The sequence below is a fragment of the Asaia sp. HumB genome (genome assembly GCF_030263835.1).
GTDB classification, from domain to species: domain Bacteria; phylum Pseudomonadota; class Alphaproteobacteria; order Acetobacterales; family Acetobacteraceae; genus Asaia; species Asaia bogorensis.
This window is the reverse complement of record NZ_JARPML010000004.1, coordinates 30,517-47,996: the sequence shown is the minus strand read 5'-3', so window position 1 is coordinate 47,996 and position 17,480 is coordinate 30,517. Positions and strand designations below refer to the sequence as shown.

General features: G+C 57.9%; 19 protein-coding genes and 3 pseudogenes. 13 read left to right on the top strand and 9 right to left on the bottom strand.

The window, feature by feature from the left end:
• Positions 1 to 2: 2 nt before the first annotated feature.
• Positions 3 to 1,212: pseudogene (locus P5689_RS15410) on the bottom strand (IS701 family transposase).
• 717 nt (positions 1,213 to 1,929) lie between these two features.
• Here P5689_RS15410 and P5689_RS15400 point away from each other — a divergent pair.
• The 4 genes from P5689_RS15400 to P5689_RS15385 are packed head-to-tail and all read left to right on the top strand — an operon-like array spanning position 1,930 to position 4,921.
• A complete protein-coding gene (locus P5689_RS15400) occupies positions 1,930 to 2,109 on the top strand; it encodes a hypothetical protein (protein ID WP_285533973.1) in 180 nt (59 codons plus the stop codon).
• Between the two features lie 53 nt (positions 2,110 to 2,162).
• Positions 2,163 to 3,506, top strand: coding sequence for a hypothetical protein (locus P5689_RS15395; protein WP_285533972.1), 1,344 nt, complete (start codon positions 2,163 to 2,165; stop codon positions 3,504 to 3,506).
• A gap of 5 nt (positions 3,507 to 3,511) precedes the next feature.
• Positions 3,512 to 4,201: a hypothetical protein gene (locus P5689_RS15390; RefSeq protein ID WP_285533971.1), complete on the top strand. Its 690-nt coding sequence runs from the start codon at positions 3,512 to 3,514 to the stop codon at positions 4,199 to 4,201.
• 3 nt (positions 4,202 to 4,204) lie between these two features.
• Positions 4,205 to 4,921 carry a hypothetical protein gene (locus tag P5689_RS15385; protein ID WP_285533970.1) on the top strand — a complete coding sequence of 239 codons (717 nt, stop codon included), beginning with the start codon at positions 4,205 to 4,207 and terminating at the stop codon, positions 4,919 to 4,921.
• A gap of 56 nt (positions 4,922 to 4,977) precedes the next feature.
• Here P5689_RS15385 and P5689_RS15380 read toward each other — a convergent pair whose 3' ends face one another.
• Entirely contained in the window at positions 4,978 to 5,274 is a 297-nt protein-coding gene (locus P5689_RS15380) for a hypothetical protein (protein ID WP_285533969.1), read from the bottom strand.
• 274 nt (positions 5,275 to 5,548) lie between these two features.
• Positions 5,549 to 5,608 (bottom strand): annotated as a pseudogene (locus P5689_RS15600) (DUF4113 domain-containing protein); the annotation flags it as partial.
• 151 nt (positions 5,609 to 5,759) lie between these two features.
• On the opposite strand from P5689_RS15600, the gene P5689_RS15375 reads away from it, so the two are divergent.
• From P5689_RS15375 to P5689_RS15345, 7 genes are all read left to right on the top strand, one after another.
• The gene (locus P5689_RS15375) at positions 5,760 to 6,314 is read left to right on the top strand and encodes a hypothetical protein (protein ID WP_285533968.1); all 555 of its coding nucleotides are present in this window, start codon (positions 5,760 to 5,762) and stop codon (positions 6,312 to 6,314) included.
• A 382-nt stretch (positions 6,315 to 6,696) separates the two neighbouring features.
• Positions 6,697 to 7,482, top strand: a complete 786-nt coding sequence (locus P5689_RS15370) for a hypothetical protein (RefSeq protein WP_285533967.1) — start codon at positions 6,697 to 6,699, stop codon at positions 7,480 to 7,482.
• Entirely contained in the window at positions 7,373 to 7,645 is a 273-nt protein-coding gene (locus P5689_RS15365) for a hypothetical protein (RefSeq protein WP_336718656.1), read from the top strand. Before P5689_RS15370 ends, P5689_RS15365 begins: the two co-directional genes overlap by 110 nt.
• A 9-nt stretch (positions 7,646 to 7,654) precedes the next feature.
• Complete coding sequence (locus P5689_RS15360) at positions 7,655 to 8,881, top strand: DNA polymerase Y family protein (RefSeq protein WP_285533965.1); 1,227 nt, start codon at positions 7,655 to 7,657, stop codon at positions 8,879 to 8,881.
• On the top strand, positions 8,881 to 9,138 hold the full coding sequence (locus tag P5689_RS15355; RefSeq protein WP_285533964.1) for a hypothetical protein: 258 nt from the start codon (positions 8,881 to 8,883) through the stop codon (positions 9,136 to 9,138). Before P5689_RS15360 ends, P5689_RS15355 begins: the two co-directional genes overlap by 1 nt.
• Positions 9,135 to 10,007: a PHP domain-containing protein gene (locus P5689_RS15350; protein WP_285533962.1), complete on the top strand. Its 873-nt coding sequence runs from the start codon at positions 9,135 to 9,137 to the stop codon at positions 10,005 to 10,007. Before P5689_RS15355 ends, P5689_RS15350 begins: the two co-directional genes overlap by 4 nt.
• Positions 9,895 to 10,812, top strand: a complete 918-nt coding sequence (locus P5689_RS15345) for a hypothetical protein (protein ID WP_285533961.1) — start codon at positions 9,895 to 9,897, stop codon at positions 10,810 to 10,812. The genes P5689_RS15350 and P5689_RS15345 overlap by 113 nt, the downstream gene beginning before the upstream one ends.
• Positions 10,813 to 11,217: 405 nt before the next feature.
• Here the strand turns inward: P5689_RS15345 and repC are convergent, their stop codons facing one another.
• From repC to P5689_RS15330, 3 genes are all read right to left on the bottom strand, one after another.
• Positions 11,218 to 12,561, bottom strand: coding sequence for a replication initiation protein RepC (repC, locus tag P5689_RS15340; protein WP_285533960.1), 1,344 nt, complete (start codon positions 12,559 to 12,561; stop codon positions 11,218 to 11,220).
• Positions 12,562 to 13,231: 670 nt separating this feature from the next.
• The gene (locus tag P5689_RS15335) at positions 13,232 to 13,654 is read right to left on the bottom strand and encodes a PIN domain-containing protein (RefSeq protein WP_285533959.1); all 423 of its coding nucleotides are present in this window, start codon (positions 13,652 to 13,654) and stop codon (positions 13,232 to 13,234) included.
• Positions 13,654 to 13,911: a FitA-like ribbon-helix-helix domain-containing protein gene (locus P5689_RS15330; protein ID WP_285533958.1), complete on the bottom strand. Its 258-nt coding sequence runs from the start codon at positions 13,909 to 13,911 to the stop codon at positions 13,654 to 13,656. The genes P5689_RS15335 and P5689_RS15330 overlap by 1 nt, the downstream gene beginning before the upstream one ends.
• An 812-nt stretch (positions 13,912 to 14,723) precedes the next feature.
• On the opposite strand from P5689_RS15330, the gene P5689_RS15595 reads away from it, so the two are divergent.
• Positions 14,724 to 15,053: a DDE-type integrase/transposase/recombinase gene (locus P5689_RS15595; protein WP_352230632.1), complete on the top strand. Its 330-nt coding sequence runs from the start codon at positions 14,724 to 14,726 to the stop codon at positions 15,051 to 15,053.
• 13 nt (positions 15,054 to 15,066) lie between these two features.
• Here P5689_RS15595 and P5689_RS15325 read toward each other — a convergent pair.
• The 3 genes and pseudogenes from P5689_RS15325 to P5689_RS15315 form a co-directional block, all read right to left on the bottom strand.
• Positions 15,067 to 15,205 (bottom strand): annotated as a pseudogene (locus P5689_RS15325) (IS5/IS1182 family transposase); the annotation flags it as partial.
• Positions 15,206 to 15,249: 44 nt separating this feature from the next.
• Positions 15,250 to 15,414 (bottom strand): hypothetical protein, encoded by a 165-nt coding sequence (locus tag P5689_RS15320; RefSeq protein WP_285533957.1) that lies wholly within the window; start codon positions 15,412 to 15,414, stop codon positions 15,250 to 15,252.
• 576 nt (positions 15,415 to 15,990) lie between these two features.
• Positions 15,991 to 16,242 (bottom strand): type II toxin-antitoxin system prevent-host-death family antitoxin, encoded by a 252-nt coding sequence (locus P5689_RS15315; RefSeq protein WP_285533956.1) that lies wholly within the window; start codon positions 16,240 to 16,242, stop codon positions 15,991 to 15,993.
• A gap of 292 nt (positions 16,243 to 16,534) precedes the next feature.
• On the opposite strand from P5689_RS15315, the gene P5689_RS15310 reads away from it, so the two are divergent.
• A complete protein-coding gene (locus P5689_RS15310) occupies positions 16,535 to 17,419 on the top strand; it encodes a hypothetical protein (protein ID WP_285533955.1) in 885 nt (294 codons plus the stop codon).
• Positions 17,420 to 17,480 lie beyond the last annotated feature (61 nt).

The following is a 17,480-nucleotide window of genomic DNA, read 5'->3' as shown; positions in this document are numbered from 1 at the left end:
GATCAAGAATGGACTGACGGATCGCTGGCACACTGGGCTGAGGCGGCGCACCCGTGATGGTTTTTTTTCCGCCCTGCTGCCTTGAGGCGACAGGATTGGAGGAGGGCATAGGCCATCATGCCGAGCAGAGCATGCCGATGCAGCCCGATCCACGATCGCCCCTCGAAGTGATCGAGGCCGAGTTCCTCCTTGAGTTGCTGATGGGCCTGCTCGCAGACCCATCGTGCCTTGATCGCCCGGGCGAGGTCCTTGAGCGGCGTATCGGCCGGTAGATTGGACAGATAATATTTCCGTTCGCCGGTGCTTCGCCGCTCTCCGACCAGCCACGCTTCCTCGCCCGGCATGTGCTGTGCCCCAAGCCTGCCGATACGCTGGGGCGGTCCGTCCGCAATGCGGATCCGCATTGCGGCGAACCTGGCGGCCAGGCCGGTCTTGGTACCACGTCGCCAGCTCATCCGTCGCCATGTGGCGGTCTCCAGCACCACCTCGGCCTTGACCGAGGGCTGATCGGGCACATGACGGATGCGTGGCCGACTGCGCGCACTCTCGGGGAAGATCAGTTGGACATCGTGCGGGTAGACTTTCTGGTGACGCGGAATGCCGACGGCCCAATACAGACCCCGCCTGTCTCAAGGCCTGGCGGAACGATGCCGTCAGGCCATATCCAGCATCGGCCAGCACGCAGCCGAACCGTATACCTGCCGCTCTCATCCGGTCGATTTACGCAATCGCAATCTCGGGCTTGCTCCTGGCGGTCTGATAGTCTTCGGGTATGTGTGCACGGGTCATACGCATCGGGTCAGTGATCCAGCTGTCCGGCAGGAACAGCCGCAGGCCCACCATGACCGGGACCTCGTGCGCCGCCATGGTCAGGGAGACCATGGTCTGGCAATTGGCATTCTTGCCGAGGGATGAAGCATCTTGCGGAGCAACGCCGATCGAATGCGTACCCTTCTTGGGTAAGGCGGTGTCCTCGACGATCAGCCATGATCGTGGGCCACCCACCAGGTGATCGGCTTGGTCCCACAGGGCCGCCTCGAGCGGCGCGCTATCCCACACGCCAGCACTGACGAAGTGATGCAGCCGATCATACGGAACCTCGCCCGTCCGGGCCGCGATCGGCTGGATGCTCTTGCGATCGCCCGGACCGATCAGCCCAGCAATATAGGCCGGGCACATGGTGTGCTGCGCCTTATGGCCAAACCCCGCCATAAACGGCTCAAGCCATGCGTCCAGATCCGCTCACCAATCCCCGTCCATCGCCAGCCCTCATCATAGCCGGTCTCCTATGAAGCAGCGATCGGGCGTCAAGGGAATCCCTTTCCAATGTTTTCTGCCAAAGTAGTGCTAGGCGGAAACTCAGCCGGAAGCGAAAATACAGCCAGACCGCGCGGGCTATCAACTCACGAAGAAAACGGTGCCCTTTATAGCTGGCTGAGGACGCTCTCATCGTCCGCACCTACCACGACAAAGTTTAACGTGACAGCTCGGTTCAGTGGGCGTCCTTGTGGGCAGACATGTCAGGCAGAAAGGGCTCGCCGAGAACGGCCGCAAATATCGATAGCCATCATTGTCGTGGCGCCTGACATGTAGCCGGTAAGTCATAATATGACACACTGAAATCCTTTGTAATATAGTGCAGCACAAACATGGCCTCCAATAAATATTCCGATTTGACAACATAATCTACCAATGAGAGATTAATTATACTCATGTTGGGGTATGTTTTGATGTATCTGAGAAGTGCTTATAACTTCATAGATGTATTATATAAAAAATCTTACAAAATAATTAGTCACACTAATGTATATTATCAAATCAATAAATCATCATTTCGATTGATATTTATGTTGACGAGATTTCTTCGCTGTAATTAGATAGTCAAGACCGTGATATTACGGTCGAATCGCGGAAAAAAGGTCTGAAGTAATGGCACCTGTTCTCGATACCGTTCACACTCTCGCTCCCCACGCCCAGGTTCACATCAATGCATTGGCGGCCATGGCCTCGGACGCATCCAAGGCCCTTCATGCCGCTGCCGGGGAGGCGAAGAACGTCAAGTATATGGGCGAATACAGTTCTTTCTGCAGCAAGACTTTCTCTTTCTAACACCCCTTTTTCCTGCCCCTTAATGGGGGCAGGCTTTCAGCAAGCGGACTGTCATGCCTGGATATTTGGTTGTCGTCCCCGAGATACCGTCCGTGCTGCGTGATACATTATCCTTAATCCCGGACGGTCTGGCGAATACGGATTTCATAAACTCGTCAAGAAACGACATCGGCTCCCTTGTTGGTTCCGTTTTGGCTCCGAACAGCGACTATATCATTTATCCGTGCGAGAGATTTTACGGCTCTGGTGAGGGATACGACACGTTCTCCTTCATGGACAGGGACAGAAGCTTCCCGCTTGTTGAAACCATGAGCCAGCATATGGCCAAAAGAACGGTCCTGGTCCCGCAGCGCGGCCCTGGTGAAAGCGGACTGGTGCTGGAGCGCCCCATGGCGGGCGATGATGCGGACCTCCAGAAGGCAGTGCTCATCGCGCTTGAGCGTCTCATCCGCGAGAATTTTTCCGAATGGAGAGGTGGGGGACCGCATTACGCGGCGAGCGGCTGGAAAGCGGCGGTGGAGCAGTCCGATGCCATTCGACTGGGTCTTCTAAGGGCTCATGAACTTATCCTGGCCGGCAGTAATGGCGCCCCCACTCGTGAAGCGGTGGACGCTTATTTCGCTAAACTCGATAATATGGACTGCGATGCGCCGGGAGGGGATAGTGGCCCGGCGATGCCTCCAAACAGGGCTCACCTCCCCGAGGACAATGACTTATCCGTGTTCGAAGCCGAAATTTTCAACTCAGGCCTCGACCCGGTGCAAAATTCTCTCAAGGTCTCGAAGTATGACAAGGACCTCAATAGGGTTCTTGAGGAAATGGATAACGGCATCATCGTCTGCCTGTCGCACATAGGTCTCTTTGTCCCCGCCATACTCTCGATTGCTGGTCAGCTGCGTGGACGCGATATCGCCGTCTTTTACGACGAGCCGAGCAAAAATCCCGGAAATCAGAGCTGGGACAATCTAGCTGTCCACCTCAGGAAATACGGAAATGTCATCCACAACAACCAGCGCGGAATTGCGAACGCCATAAAGATATTGAGAAAATCAGGTGTCTGCATCATGATGCCGGATTTGTTCAGCCACAGGAAAGGTCGGCTCTTCGCTCCAGTCTGCGGGAAAATATGGCCAATGTATCCAGGTACAGGATGGCTGGCTGAAAAGACTGGTGCTGACATCATTTATCTGACTACCGGAGGGCCTGCCTCGGGTAAGTTTACGATATCCGCAACGCGGGTTGACCGCCCGCAGTCCCTGCCTGACCTCTCGGAGAGAAGCCGTATTTATATCCGGATGCTCGAGATTGCCAGACTGATGACTGAGGACTTCCATAACTCCGAATATACGTGGGCCTACGAATGCTTGCTGGAAAACTGCCCCGCTTCAGACACGTGAGGTTCATGGTTTCCCTCTCGGTCTGTGCGGCGTTCTTTTGCGCAACATGGCTTATTGAGATAACTGCGGGTTCGATGCTCCCACGCTACCCGTGGGTCATAGTGTTGAACGCTTCGATTGAAGAAATTTCGAAATACCTCTGTGTTGCCACGTTGCTCACACATTTCCGCAAAAACGTGGCGACTGACAATGCCCGTTTCTGCACCTGCTACCTTGTCTCCATGTTCTCGGCATCCGTGGAGGTCGTTGAATATGGGATGGCCGGTGGGAGCACGCCACTTCAGTTCGTGTTGAACCTCTGGCGAGTACCTTTCCACGAAACTCTGACGATGATGCCATTCATGGTGGCCCAAGGGATGCTGCGCCTGCCCATACTAGTCATCTCCATCATCCTGCATGTTTTCTATAATCTCTCGGGTTACTTTAATCTACAGACAACCCCGTCAGGCGCAATCATGATGGGAGCATTCATCTCTCTGCAAGTCATGATGTATGCTTATCTAACGGCAGGAATTGTTCAGAGGAAACTCGGCCCCGCATGCGCATCAATCTTGTCAGTGTTCATTTCACTTACTTTTCTTCTCGCCTGGGCTGACGCCCTGTCACTATGTATTCTCGTGGCGGGACTTGAGGGGTGCTGTCTTGTTTTCTGCGACGGCGTACGATTGGTGCGCAGGTCGGTCATGGAGTCATGAGTTATGCGTAGAGAGTTTATCCTATTTTCGGGGCTGTTGGCTTTCTCCTCTCCCGCACTGGCTGAGAATGTCGATGTCCGTGCACATTATACCGAAACCCCCGTATCAAACCTGCACAGGATGCTGGCGGTGTATGAGGCTATTGAGACTGACCACGGTCAGCCGACCGGCATGAAGCTAACAGTCTGTGGAACGATTGCTCCAGGGAGCGAGCCAGTCGGCGACGCACATCTCTACCTCGCATCGGAAGGCGGTCACGTCGCGATTACCCGTCAGGGAGATTGTCGGATTACCGTGCCGGAGAAGCAGAGCCTGAGAGCTCAGAACCCGAATGTTATGGCAGCTCTATCGCCGGGCGAGGCCATTGAGTTTTCCGGACAGGTTGAACTTCCCCTGATACCGCAGGAGAGGGTCCCGGTTGCAGAGCTGAAAAAATGGGCTCACAAACTCGACGGCCGTATCAGCGCCAAAGCAGGATTTGTCGCATCCGCCTTCGTGCCTGACACCCGAAAGGCCATCATAGTGGTCAGCGCTCAAGCCAGCCTTTCGATTGAAGACGGAAGTCGCGTAACACCTTTGGTTATCAACAAAGGTAATGAAAGCTATCGCTACACCCTTGACCTGCGCAGTCAGAAGCCGGATGCCACACTGGTCTCGGACCGGCCAATTTCCCAGGTCCTTCTTCAGGTCCCGGTCTCGCTTGGAGAATGGAAGCGCTAGGTCAAATCGACCTGGCACCGGAAAGCAATAGTCTGGGAATCGTTGGCAGCCCCGGGTCAGGGATTCATGTTTCCAACACCCACCTGACCCGGGGCTGCCAGGCCGCGACCTACGATACTGCTGTTTTCGTAAGCTTCGCCAAACGGTTTCAGGTTCGTTCCCGTATTCGGATCTCTCCCGTAGCTCTCACCATTCGAAACCTCCACTTTTCCTATCCAGGGCAGAGTGACGTTGGTCCTGGATGTGTCTTCAGGTGGGGTGACATCGATTTCAGGAGCCATCTGGTAGCGTCGAAATCCATGTACGACAAGAAATTCGTTTTTTGATGAGCCAAGGCCGGTATGCGAATCCATGCGCTTCGAGCCAGAGCCTTTTGATGGTTCCGCTGCGGCATGTTCACTATCCCCGCCCTGACTCCGAGCGGTCGCCGGTTCACGACATCCCAACGCAATTATCGCGACTGGCAGCAAATGTATAATTCTCATTTCGTGTCCCTCACCCCAGGCCGACCCCGGATTGCATTGGCCATGCTAGAGTGTGATTTGGCCCATAGTGTAGTTCCAATCTGAAAACGTAACAAAGTTCTTATCTGATATTTCCACCTGCGAGACGAAGTTTTTTCTCGTGCTACTGGACTGTCAGAAGCTCATCGAGAGACGTCGTGTAACGCTGGGACAGCATGCTCCGGTGATGTCACGTTAAGTTGGATAATGGGACCGCTCTTGCCGTATGATTTCAGCATAAACACAAGACGCTCGGCCTATCCAACTTAACGTGATATCCCCGCCGCTCACTCTGCGGGCAGTAAAACTATTGATTTCAGGATTGCAGACATCGCATGAGCACCGTGATTCCGTCCTGGCAGATTCCCACCCGACGTGCTCAGGTCATCCGCACCAGAAAATATGTGGCCGTGATCTGCAAGGAGCGTTGGGGAGGAAGTCACTTCTCCCGTTCGGGCTGGTCGACTTTCATTCCCCGCAAACAGGTTACGACGGAATGGATCGGGGCCAACCTTAAGAAGGCACTGTATAGCAGCGAGGATTTCGGTGCACATTTGCCTCGACCTCTCCCAGATGAACCGTTTGACTCCATGAAGCCAGAGTCAAACCAGAAATCTCGTGAGTTCTGGCTGCGTATCCAGGAGGAATTTGGTTTCAAGGATTTTCTGACTACCATGTCCGAATCAGCTGGTATCTATATTGACTGGCCGGAAGATCAGGGGGATCAGGTACGAATCGTCGCAACGCGTGGTCGGGGCGGTGGCTTTTCCGCCTGGGGCTCCAATGAGAATTTCGGAAAGGTCTTTCATGCCTCGATCAATCTGAGTGACCTCGAATTTGGCGAGGTCGCGTTGCAGGTCCTGGATCGATGCAAGCCCAACTACGCCTGAGCGGCGCCCCCTCACGCAAGGCTTGGGCGATCAGGATGAAAGCTGCAGGACAGGAAAAGAGTTGGGAAACCTGCCTGCATTAGCGCCATAATTACCTGATCGATACAATGTATCAAGCCCGATATCCCGATCAGAGCCCCCCTTCGACGCAGCCACTCATTCCCTTTTTGAAATTCAGAAAAGAGAAAAATCTCCTGCTCATGATCCTGTGGGGTTGTGGTGTGTCGGGCACCCTGTGGGCAGGGTGAAAGCCTGTCCATAGGGCGCACGTGCCCGCCCTGGCGGCACTCCACAAATCCACAGGACAGACTCCCCGTCACCAGAATTCACTTGCTTTTGCCCCGCTTGTTCTCCTTATGTTCCTTCTGGAAAGGAGGAGCACATGGACAACACCGCACTCGACACATTGCGCAAACGCATCCGGCAGATCGAGCGACGCGACCATACAGACCACGCCAATCTCCGCCTGGAGACAGGCTATGACCCGATCGATCACCATCTCAATGGCGGTTTGACGGCGGGCGCGCTGCATGAGTTTCTGATCGCTTCTCCGCTCGAGCGCGGCAGCACGCTCGCCTTTCTTCTGCCGTGCCTGGCGCGCAGCGATCGCCCGGTATTCTGGCTCTCCACACGTCCCTCCCAGCTTTTCGGGGCAGGTCTGGATGCGCTGGGCATCGCACGGCGACGCCTTTTCTGCCTCGAGCTCGTTGCCGATCGTCTTCTGCCGGTCGGCGAGGATATCCTGCGTCACGCAGAGCCCATGATTCTGGTTGTCGAGACCGATCGCGCGCTCACCCTGACCGAAGCGCGCCGGCTCAACCTGGCCGCTGAGGCGACAGGGGCTACCGGATTCATCCTGCGCCAGAGCAAGACAGGAGCAGGCACGGCGCACGAAGCCTGTGCCTGCGCCACCAGATGGCAGATCGCCGCCCAGCCGTCACGCCCGTTGCCTCTGCCCGGTCTCGCGCTCCCTCTTCCTGGCCCGCGCCGCCTGTCAGCCGACCTACTGAAACTGCGTGCGGGATTGCCCAAACGCTGGACCCTCGATTGCCCCGACCATGAGCCGCTTCCTCGCTCTCTGGATGCCCTTCTTCTCGACCGAACAGCTGCGCCGCGAGAACAGCGCGCTTTATCCGGCCTCGCGCAAGCTGGTGCTGCACGCCACTGAGGGCAACAGGCGTGTCGTGACGGCAGTTGATGCGTCCGCCTGCCGCGCCGGGATTGGGGCCGGCATGACGCTCGCCCATGCAAGGGCGCTCGATCCGGACCTGCTCGTCATCGAGCATGACAGGGAGCAGGACCGCGAGGCGCTCGCCCGCCTGACTTCCTAGGGTTTATGGATGTCACCTCTCGTGGCCGCCGACGCGCCGGATGGGCTTTTCGCCGATTTATCTGGCTGCACCCATCTGTTTGGGGGCGAAACCGCCTTTCTCGAGCGGCTTTGCGCCGATCTGCGCAATTTTGGACACAACGCGTTTGCCTGCATCAGTGATAGTGCGGCCGCCTCGCGCGCAATTGCCCGTTCAGAACAGACAGCAATTATTGCACCTGGCGCGCATAAGGCAGCCCTGCGCGCCCTACCCTGCAAATCCCTACCGATCGACAAGGCTCTGGCACCGCGCCTTAAACGCCTCGGCCTGGAGACGATCGGGTCGTGCTTCGATCTGCCACGCGCGCCCCTGGCCAAGCGCTTCGGGAGCGCCTTTCTCGACTGCCTCGATCAGGCTGCCGGTCTTCGACCCATGCCCCTGTCATTCGTGCAAGAACGCAGCGGTGTGCAATGCGCCCGCTCCCTGTTCGAGCCGATCGGCACGGCAGAAGCGATCGCAACAGTGATCGAGGCCCCTGTGCCTGGAATCTGTGCGCAGCTCCTCGAGCGCGGGGAAGGCGCAAGGCTCGTCGATTTCCTCTGTACGCGTGTCGATAACACGATCCAGGCAGTGCGTGTGGGCACGTCCGACGCCACCTGCGATCCCGCCCGTCTGATCCGCCTGCTCTGCGACCAGATCCCGCAGATCGAGCCGGGGTTTGGCATCGAGGCAGTGCAGCTCGTCATCGTGCAGTCTGCGCCCATCCGCCAGCATGAGACCGCCCTGCCCGGTTATGGCGAGACGCACAGCACCTGGCCGGCAACGCTGCTCGATCGTCTGGCCAGTGCGCCGGGGCTAATCTCCCTCGCGCGGTTGCATTGCGTCGATGCCGCCTGGCCTGAAGAATCACGTCATCTCAGCCTGCACGGACCGGTCGAACGAGAATTCCCCTTGGAGATTGCTCCCCGCCCGGTCGTTCTGCTCGATCACGCCATCCCGATCGAGGTCACAGCCCTGCTCCCCGATGGAGCCCCACGTCAGTTCCGGCTCGGCCGTATGCTGCATCGCATCGTCTGTGCCGAGGGGCCGGAGCGGATCGCCGGCGCCTGGTGGCAGGATCCGGCCGCGTTCGGGATTGTGCGCGATTACTGGACGATCGAGACGGAGAAAGGACAGCGCCTGTGGCTCTATCGTCTGGGAGATGGTGTCCATGACTGGAGCGGTTCGGGCCAGTGGCATCTGCAGGGCCTGTTCTGATGATGCCGCCCACCGATCCCCTGCTGAACGCCCGTCCCGAAGAGCTTGCCGACGCCCTGCAGCATGGGTTGCGCTATGACGGCAGGCGGCGTGTCCATGACGCCGATGAATTCATGGCCCGACTGGTCGCCGAGCGCCTGGTCGCCCATCTGCTGCGCTGCGGCTTCGTGCTCATGCGCCGTCCCGCGCCGGGTGCGCCCGATAGCAGCCGGCACCCTCATCCGCATCGACGGATCGAGGACAAGGACCGGTCATGACCCAAACCCCGATCATCGAGCTGGGGACGCTCTCGGCTTTCTCCTTCCTGCAGGGCGCAAGCCTGCCCGAGGAACTGATTGCCCAGGCCGCGCATCTCGGCTTCGCGACGATCGGGCTTGCCGACTGGCATGGTATATCGGGTGTGGTCCGGGCGCATCGGGCAGCGAAAGAAGTCGGAATCCGGTTGATACCGGGAACACGCCTTACCCTGTCGGATGGCAGCGTGCTGCTCGCCTATCCGATCAACCGCACCGGTTGGGGCTGGCTGTGCAAGCTTCTCACACTCGGTCATTACCGGGGAGAGCGCGGGGTCTTCGCGCTCGACTGGTCGGATCTGAAACAGGCGGCCGATCATCTCGTCCTGATCCTGCAGCCCGGCATCGCGATCGAGACGACGCGCCTTCAGATCGAAGCACTCTGCGCCATCTCGCCCGATCGCAACAGGCGCTATCTCGGTCTCGTCTATCGGCGCGAGCCCTATGCCTGGCGCCGGCTGCATGGCTTGCAGGCTTTAGGAGCGCAAATGGGGATCGAGACCGTCATAACCGGCGATGTCCGGCTGCACGATCCGAAACGTCATCTCCTGCTCGATGTGCTGACTGCCATTCATACGAACACCACCCTCGATGCGCTTGGCCCCGAGCGCATGGCCTGTCCGGATCTCGTCCTGCGCGGCCCTGACAAACCAGAGCCGCATCGCCGATCTGTGCCGCTTTTCGCTGGACGATCTGCGCTACCAGTATCCAAGCGAGGCGATGATCGAGGGGGAAAGCCCGCAGGAGACCCTCGCACGTCTGGTTCAAAGCGCCCTGCCCCGACGCTATCCGGCCGGCACACCCGAAACAGTCCGCGACCAGATCAGACATGAGCTCACCCTGATCGAGCGGCTGGGCTATGCGCCCTATTTCCTGACGGTGAACACGATCGTCCAGCATGCCCGCTCGCTGGGCATAGCCTGTCAGGGCCGTGGCTCGGCCGCCAACTCGGCGATCTGCTATGTGCTGCGGATCACCAGCATCGATCCCGTCCGCTCAGGCCTGCTTTTCGAGCGGTTCATCTCCGAGGACCGCAAGGAGCCGCCCGATATCGATGTCGATTTCGAGAGCGATCGCCGCGAAGAGATCATCCAGTGGATCTACAGCCATTACGGTCGGCATAGGGCCGCGCTCTGCGCAACGGTCCAGCGCTTTCAGCCCAAAGGCGCGTTACGTGAAGTCGGCAAGGTCCTCGGCCTGCCCGATGACGTGACCGGCCAGCTTTCGCGCCATATCGCGTTCTGTCTGGACGATCCGCAGATCTGCCGCGAGCGTCTGATAGAAGTCGGCCTCAATCCGAAGGACCGGCGTCTCGCGCTCACACTGCACATGGCGCGCCAGCTTCTGGGCTTTCCACGTCAGCTTGACACCCATCCCGGCGGGTTCGTCCTCACCCAGGATCGCCTCGACGGGCTCGTGCCCCTGCAGCCAGCCGCGATGGAAGGGCGGCAGATCATCACCCAAGACGAAAGACTACTCCTTACCCGTCCCGAAGGGGTTAAAGCGCACATCGGTTCAGCTTTGGAGATCGGTGAGAACCGCAATGAGATGATCCGTGGCCCAATCCGCAAACGGACGCGACGCCTCGCCAGAGCCCCATCCGAGACCGCGCCTGAAGACGACCAGACAGAAGACTGATTACATGATCAACGGATAATCGCGCGCCTCGTCGCTCGGCCGACTGCCTGCGCAAGCGCGGGACATTCTTCGCGTTTCAGTCCCTTGGGATGCCCGAACGCAGCTCGGATAGCGTCTATACCGAGACGCGTGAAATAGAACCGCGGCTCCTGCTCGATGCGGTGTGGGGTCGTCGCTAATCCACGCTCGATCATCGTCTGGAGTGCGGCCGGGACATAACGATTCTTCTTGCACGAGCCATACCAGCCCGGAAGAGGGAAACCCTCATCAAGCCTAACCGACCCAGGTGTTTCGCGCTGGAACCTCTGCCGCAGCCATACACATTCCCGTCTCGACAAAACCAGATCACTCATTTTTTGTCCTCGCGAACACGACGCAAACCACCACAGTTCCTCAGCTATCCGATCAGTGTCGCCCGCCCTGAATGGTAGCCGATCCTACATCGGCAGATCCCCTTGTCTCGACCAATGTGCCTATGGTCAATTCCTCCCGGTTGCGAACATCGCGAAGCGCATAGAGGCTCCGGTCGAGGAACAGGGTGTTCTGGGCTCCCCGCTCCACAAGGGCTCTGAAATAGGCGTCACGGGCATGGATTACGGCCTGTCGCTCAAGGCGCGAGGCCATGATGATCACGGCAATCGCCGCCTGGAGCCGACCGAGAACGCCACATCCCTGCACCCAGGCGTGATACGAAACCCCGATCTGACCTGACAGATATTCGGCCGCGTCGATCAGCTGCTCCGCGCTGGGTGTTACAGTAGGGCATATCTCGCGAAGGGCTGTGCAAATTCCGAGATAGAACTGAGCTGTTCCCTTGAACCCTCGAAGAGCGCTCTCGCGTCCGAGGCGAGGACTTTCACGCGGATCACCCAACGGTACATGCCGCATTGCTTCAATGCGATTGCGGCTGAAAGCCGCTACGGAGACTACTTTTTTAAGAGATAGATTGTTTTTTGTATTTGTATAATGGGTCTCATTTTGCGCACCCATGGGTCTCAGATTAGCCGTCTCAGACATGGCGGATGCGAGGTTATCCACAGTCGTTTTCTGCTGCGTCTGGATAGCTTGAAGGGCCACGAGATGCGCAGCCATCTGTCCATGCAGCGCGTGCAGTTTGGCCGTCTCATTCGTCATCAGACGCAAACGCATGAGACGACGTGCCTCTGCCATGATGGTCGGCTGATCAAGAGTATCGGACAAAAGACGCACCTGCTCGTTGAGCGAGGCGATTTCCTGACGCAGGAAGCTCAGTTCCTCCCGCCGGCGGGTCTCCGAGCGGCTGAGTGCGACGAGATCCTGCCAGCGATGCCGTAGCGAGGCCAGATTGAACCCTGTCCGCTGGGACTCTGTCCCCTGCCACCTTTTCCCGCGCTGTCCGTTGCGGCCGTCCTGGGCCACCAGAAATCGGGCATCGGCAAGCTCGCGAATATGACGTCGCAGCGTTGCGAGCGACACCCCGGTCCAGTTCAGAAGCGTCTCGTTATGCGCATAGACGAAAGGCGTCTCCATCGCCGTCCAGTCTTCCGCCCTGGTGTGCTCGATCATCACGATCAGCGTATTGGCCGCCGCCGCCGACACAGGCAGGGCGCCACGCAGTGATTTGAGCAGCCCAAGGACCTCGCGACGCGCCGGATAGTCGGCAGGCTCCTGTGTCAGCTCGGCTTCGGCTTCCAGCATGGCTGCACTCAGCCGCCGCCGTCCGGGCCGATACGACCCGTCCTGCCCTGCAAAGGGAGGGGTGAACTCCATGGTTCAACATCCATCGAAAAGTGGTTGCGTGAACCGCTTCCCGGCTGGTCGTTCAGACAAATCTCTCCCGTTCGCAAAAAACCTCTTGCGTTTCGGGTGGGAGCATCGCTAGATGGGGGCCTTAATCAGCTTGGCCCTTTATCCAGATCTCCGATCTGTCATGAACCCTGGCTCTTCCGATCTGGTAAATCGGGGGAGGCGGGGTTTTTGGCGTCTGGGGGTCAGGTCATGGTGGTTCTTTTCCTCGACTCGCCAGACGGCCCAAAACGGTCCGGTGGCAGTAACCGACGAAATTGCGGCAGATCGTTTCGCCGAACAAGTCGGAAACGTGCAGGGAACGAAATTTTCCGTTCAACTCCGGGAACTTGGCTGCGCCAGGCGAGGGCATCGTTCAGTTCATGCAGAGGTTTTGCGCACTGGTTGCGTGGGCTTCATGATGGGGCTGTACATAATTCAATGCCTCACATGCTTGGTGTGCGTGGGGAAATCTTGATGAAGCGTCTCCAGCGATTTTGACTTTTTCGGAGATGTTCCTGACGTCACTGGCAAGCCTTTTGCGCTCCACATTGAAGCGTTCGAAGTGAGCACGTGTAGCCGCGTTTCCTCCCCCTCTATGCTGATGCCTCTGGTGCCAAGCCTGTTAATTCCAGGGTATAAATCGCGGAGAATCTCATTCAGCGCCCCATGGGGAGGTTACCGGGATAGGCAGGCCGGCGAAATGCCGGAGGTTCCTTGTGACAAGTGTGGCGTCGTATCGCACAGCTATGGCCGCGATCACTGTGTCTCGAAAGTCGACAGGTCTCCCGACGGCCTCACGCTCTGCGGCTATAATCGCAGCAACATCAGCAGCACGGTCGTCGAGCTCAAGACCCGCACCGCCCAGGTCCTCTACGAGCATGGCAGAGAAAGATTCAATCAGGGCAGTCCGTCTCCGACCCGCCTCCATGCGGGCAAGACCAAAGCGAACCTCGAACACATTGACTGACGTTGTCCGAAGGGCTGCACTGCTCTGCCGGTCGAGCCAGCCCATCACGACAGGATCCGGCTGCGCCTTCATCAAGGCGGACAAGATATTGGTGTCGAGTATGACCATCAGTCGAACGCCGCCGGTGTAGCAGCCGTCCCTCTCAGCTCCTCGATCCCCTCCCCCTCCCGAAATCCTGCTTGAGCGAAACGGGCGGCCATACGAGCGCCTCGCCCTGTCCCGGGCTCAATCCCAGCCTCTTCCGACGCGACTCTGCTCAGAATTTCGCGCACCTCGGCCTCCAAACCTCGACCGTGTCGAGCGGCTCTTTGCCGGATCGCAGCATGAACGCTGTCGTCCAGATTGCGGATAACGAACTGTGCCATGAGATCTCCTGATATCACGATATCAATGGCCCTTATATCGTATTGACCCCGCGCCTCACAAGCACAGTTTCGACCCCGCGATGCCCGCTGAAAGAGCAAAGACCGTACCCGATCCGAGTGCCTACGCGGGTGTCGCAACGCTCCCCTATGAAAGCGGCGCACAGCTCAAACTGAGAGTTTGCATTTGTATATGGAGAGAACAGAAACTTGCATCCACTTCGCATCTGATCTGCATCTTCTACCGATCCGAAACGCATCTATCACGCATCCGTCTTTGTCGGGTGATAGCGAGGGTGAAGACACTGAAGGGTCTACTATATGACGACGATCGCGATGACACCGCGCAGCGCCCTTCACGGCGCTCCCAAAGGGGGGATGTCACGTTGAGTGTGGAATGCTAAAAGCGGGCGATAAGCGCCTCATCTGTGAGCTACAAACGACGTCGATTTCCGGGCGAGTTGATTGCGCATGCAGTGTAGCTGTATTTCTGCTTACCACAGGGCTTCCGTCTGATCGGGGAAATACTGCTCGAACGAGGCATTGTTGCCTCCTATGAGACGTTCGATCGGTGAAACTCAAAGTTCGCTGCGGCCTATTCCGGCTCCCGACAACACCAGAAGGCCCGACCTGGCGATATCTCGCATTTGAATGAGGTGCGAATCATGATTCATAGCCAGCCTTACTGGCTGTAGCGGATCGTGGATCAGGACGGATATGCTCTCGACAAGATCCTCCCGACACGACGGAATACCAAAGTCGCAATGCGCCTCCTCACCTGACTTTTGAAACGGCAGGAGTTGCACCTGGACGGCATGAATACTGACAGGCGGAACGCCTACAGAGCAGCTGGACGCAAACTCGGTCTCTCGATCCGGCATCTCTCGCATAAGGGTCTGAACAATCGGGAAGAGGACAGCGATTTCCCGCTGCGAAGACGTGAGCGGGTCATGCAGCAGTTTCGCTTATCAGGCGGATGTCAGCGCTTCGTTTCTGCTTTTTCCGCCATTCGTAATCTCTTCGCCCCATCCGCCTCCAGCACCCACGCTCTCTCCCGACACATCGATCGTGTTCAGGCTTTTGCCCACTGGAACAACGCAACCGCTCTCAGCGTCTGTCTATTCCTTCCTGCAGGCTTCAGCTAACTTACTCCAGTTAGCGTATCCCATCGCAGTTCACGAAGATGATCCCGCTCAGCACGCGCCGATCATCGATCGCATGGCCTACCATGGCTCTTGAGGCAGATCGGTCGCAGACGCTTCATCTGTTTATTCGTTAGCCAATACAAGTTGCTTATCATCAGTCTCTTCGCAGAAGTTGTTTCAGATTTTCCCACCTGGATCAATGGGTCTTGAGCCTAGGAGCGTCGGTCTGCTCAGGCGGGCTGACCAGTTGATGAATCTCCGCCAAGAGATTGCCCTGCTGCCGAAGCAGGTTGATCATCACGACCTGGTTCTGTGTGTTCCGAGCAAGTGTGTCGCGTAGATCGAAGCCGTTTTCTGCCATTGTGAGCCCCACTGTCTTAATGGGGAACATTCTCGCCGAGAACGATGTGAGCGCAGACAGCCTCCGATTGAAAATCTCAATATGCTTCGACTTAGCGCCTCATTGTTTTACCCCGGCCGTAAAAATTCTTGCAGGATCTAGGGACGTGAAATGATCCGTATCGAGGGTATCGTGCTACCGGACAAGCCTGTGGAAGCAGCCGTCGGAACTGCCCGAGGGCTGTAGCCATAAATGCTTTGCTGAACTGCTCGGTCACCGAGGAGGGACGCAGGTAGTAGGAGCCTTTCAGCGGATCGAGATTATACTCGTCCAGTAGAAGCCACTGGCTGCGACACTTATCGAGGGATGCGCGTGACTTCTCTGTAGCGGGGACTTCAATGGCTTTGCGTTCGGCCCCCGACGCCTGCGTCGTTATCGGCAGGAGCAGCACATAGTCCAAGCCATCCCGTCCAACAAACAGAACGGCCACAACGACTGGGCGATCCTTGCGCCCCTTGGTTTCCCCTCGGGCGTCCTGCCAGTGTCAGAGATAGGGATATTGTAGGACCACGCCTGGCTCGATCACGCCAGACATACTTACCCCTTATCTGTAGAGAGGAATGAGTCGATAGCGAGGACGACATCCCCTACCAGTGCGTCAGGCATCTCCACCGTTGCTCCGACAATGCGACGGTCAAGCTGCGCCTGGGTGAGTGCCTCATACTGCTCGACACTGAGAACCACCAGACGGGGCTTTCCACGTTGGCTGATGGCTGTCGGGCCCTGCAGCGCACTTGCGATGATATCTCCCGATTTCCGCGAGAGATCGCTGGTTGAGAAGGTGCGCATACCGAAAATCCCCAAGATTGATACGTACATCAACGCTGTATCTGACAACAGATACAGCAAAGCCACTCATACCGAAAGCGACTTCGATATAACGCTGCTACCGGTCAGAGCTGGATGCCGCCCTGGGCCCCGCAGGGGACGCACCCGCGAGGGTGCATTTGTGTATGGAGAAAGAAAAAACTTGCATCTACTTCGCACCGGACTTGCATCTGAATTCACTCCAAAACGCATCTATCTTGCATCCAATGCCGTCGAGTGGTAGCTAGGGCGGAGACACCGGAGGGCCTGCCACATGACGATGATCGCGATGACACCGCGCAGCGCCCTTCACGACGCTCTCAGACGATGTGAGCGCGGCGAATGGCAACACTCCGCGCTCTATCTTTGGATGGTCGAAAATTTCGAGATGATGGAGCGGTCGATCAGCGGCGGCCGTGTTCGCTGGGGACGCATTGCCGACGCCGCCTACGCTGATGGGTTGAGAGCCCGTCACGGCGGACCGGCTGCTGTGAACACGGTGAAGTCCACCTGGTATCGCGTCAGGAAAGCGGTTCGAGCTGCACTGGAAAAGCGGGAGGCAGAGGATGCGGCTAGGCAGTATCGTCGAGACGCGACGGCCGCTAAGCTTGCCCAGGAAACCGCAGATCGCGAGGCGGCTTCAGTCGCACGTGCGGGAGCAGAACGCGAGCTCGAGATCCGGCAGATTGCAGAGCGGGGCTTCCCTCCGACCCCGGCTGCGCCATCTAGCGCCCCTGTATCCGCAGCGGTTCCTACAATGCCGGTGCAGGTCAGCTCTGAGACGACGGCTCAGGACGATGCGCCGGGCGTCGTCATCGGGCAGATCAAGCGGCCGGTGAAGATGCTGGAAGCCGCACCCCGCTATGGAGAGGATCGGTTCAAGCCCTTGCCGCCTTGCTATGTCGGACCGCGCCCTGCCGGGATGCCGGAGAATCTGCCACTGGAAGCTTTGACGCCACTGGATGCGACAGGGTTGACGTCCGACGGAGGAACGGATTTTGAACAAATTCCTGGACTGCCGCGCATGTCGTTTTTCGAACGGCAATCAGACTGGGCACGCGCCTGTGTGCCAATGATAGAGGCTGTCCCTCGCGAAAAGAGATCTCTTATGCTCAAAGGGATGTTGCTTCTGGTTAAGGGCTACGCGCGCAATTTCTAGCAGCTTGCCGTACAGACTGTCGGCGCTCACATTGTCCTGTGTCAGGCTCCTCGCACGATCG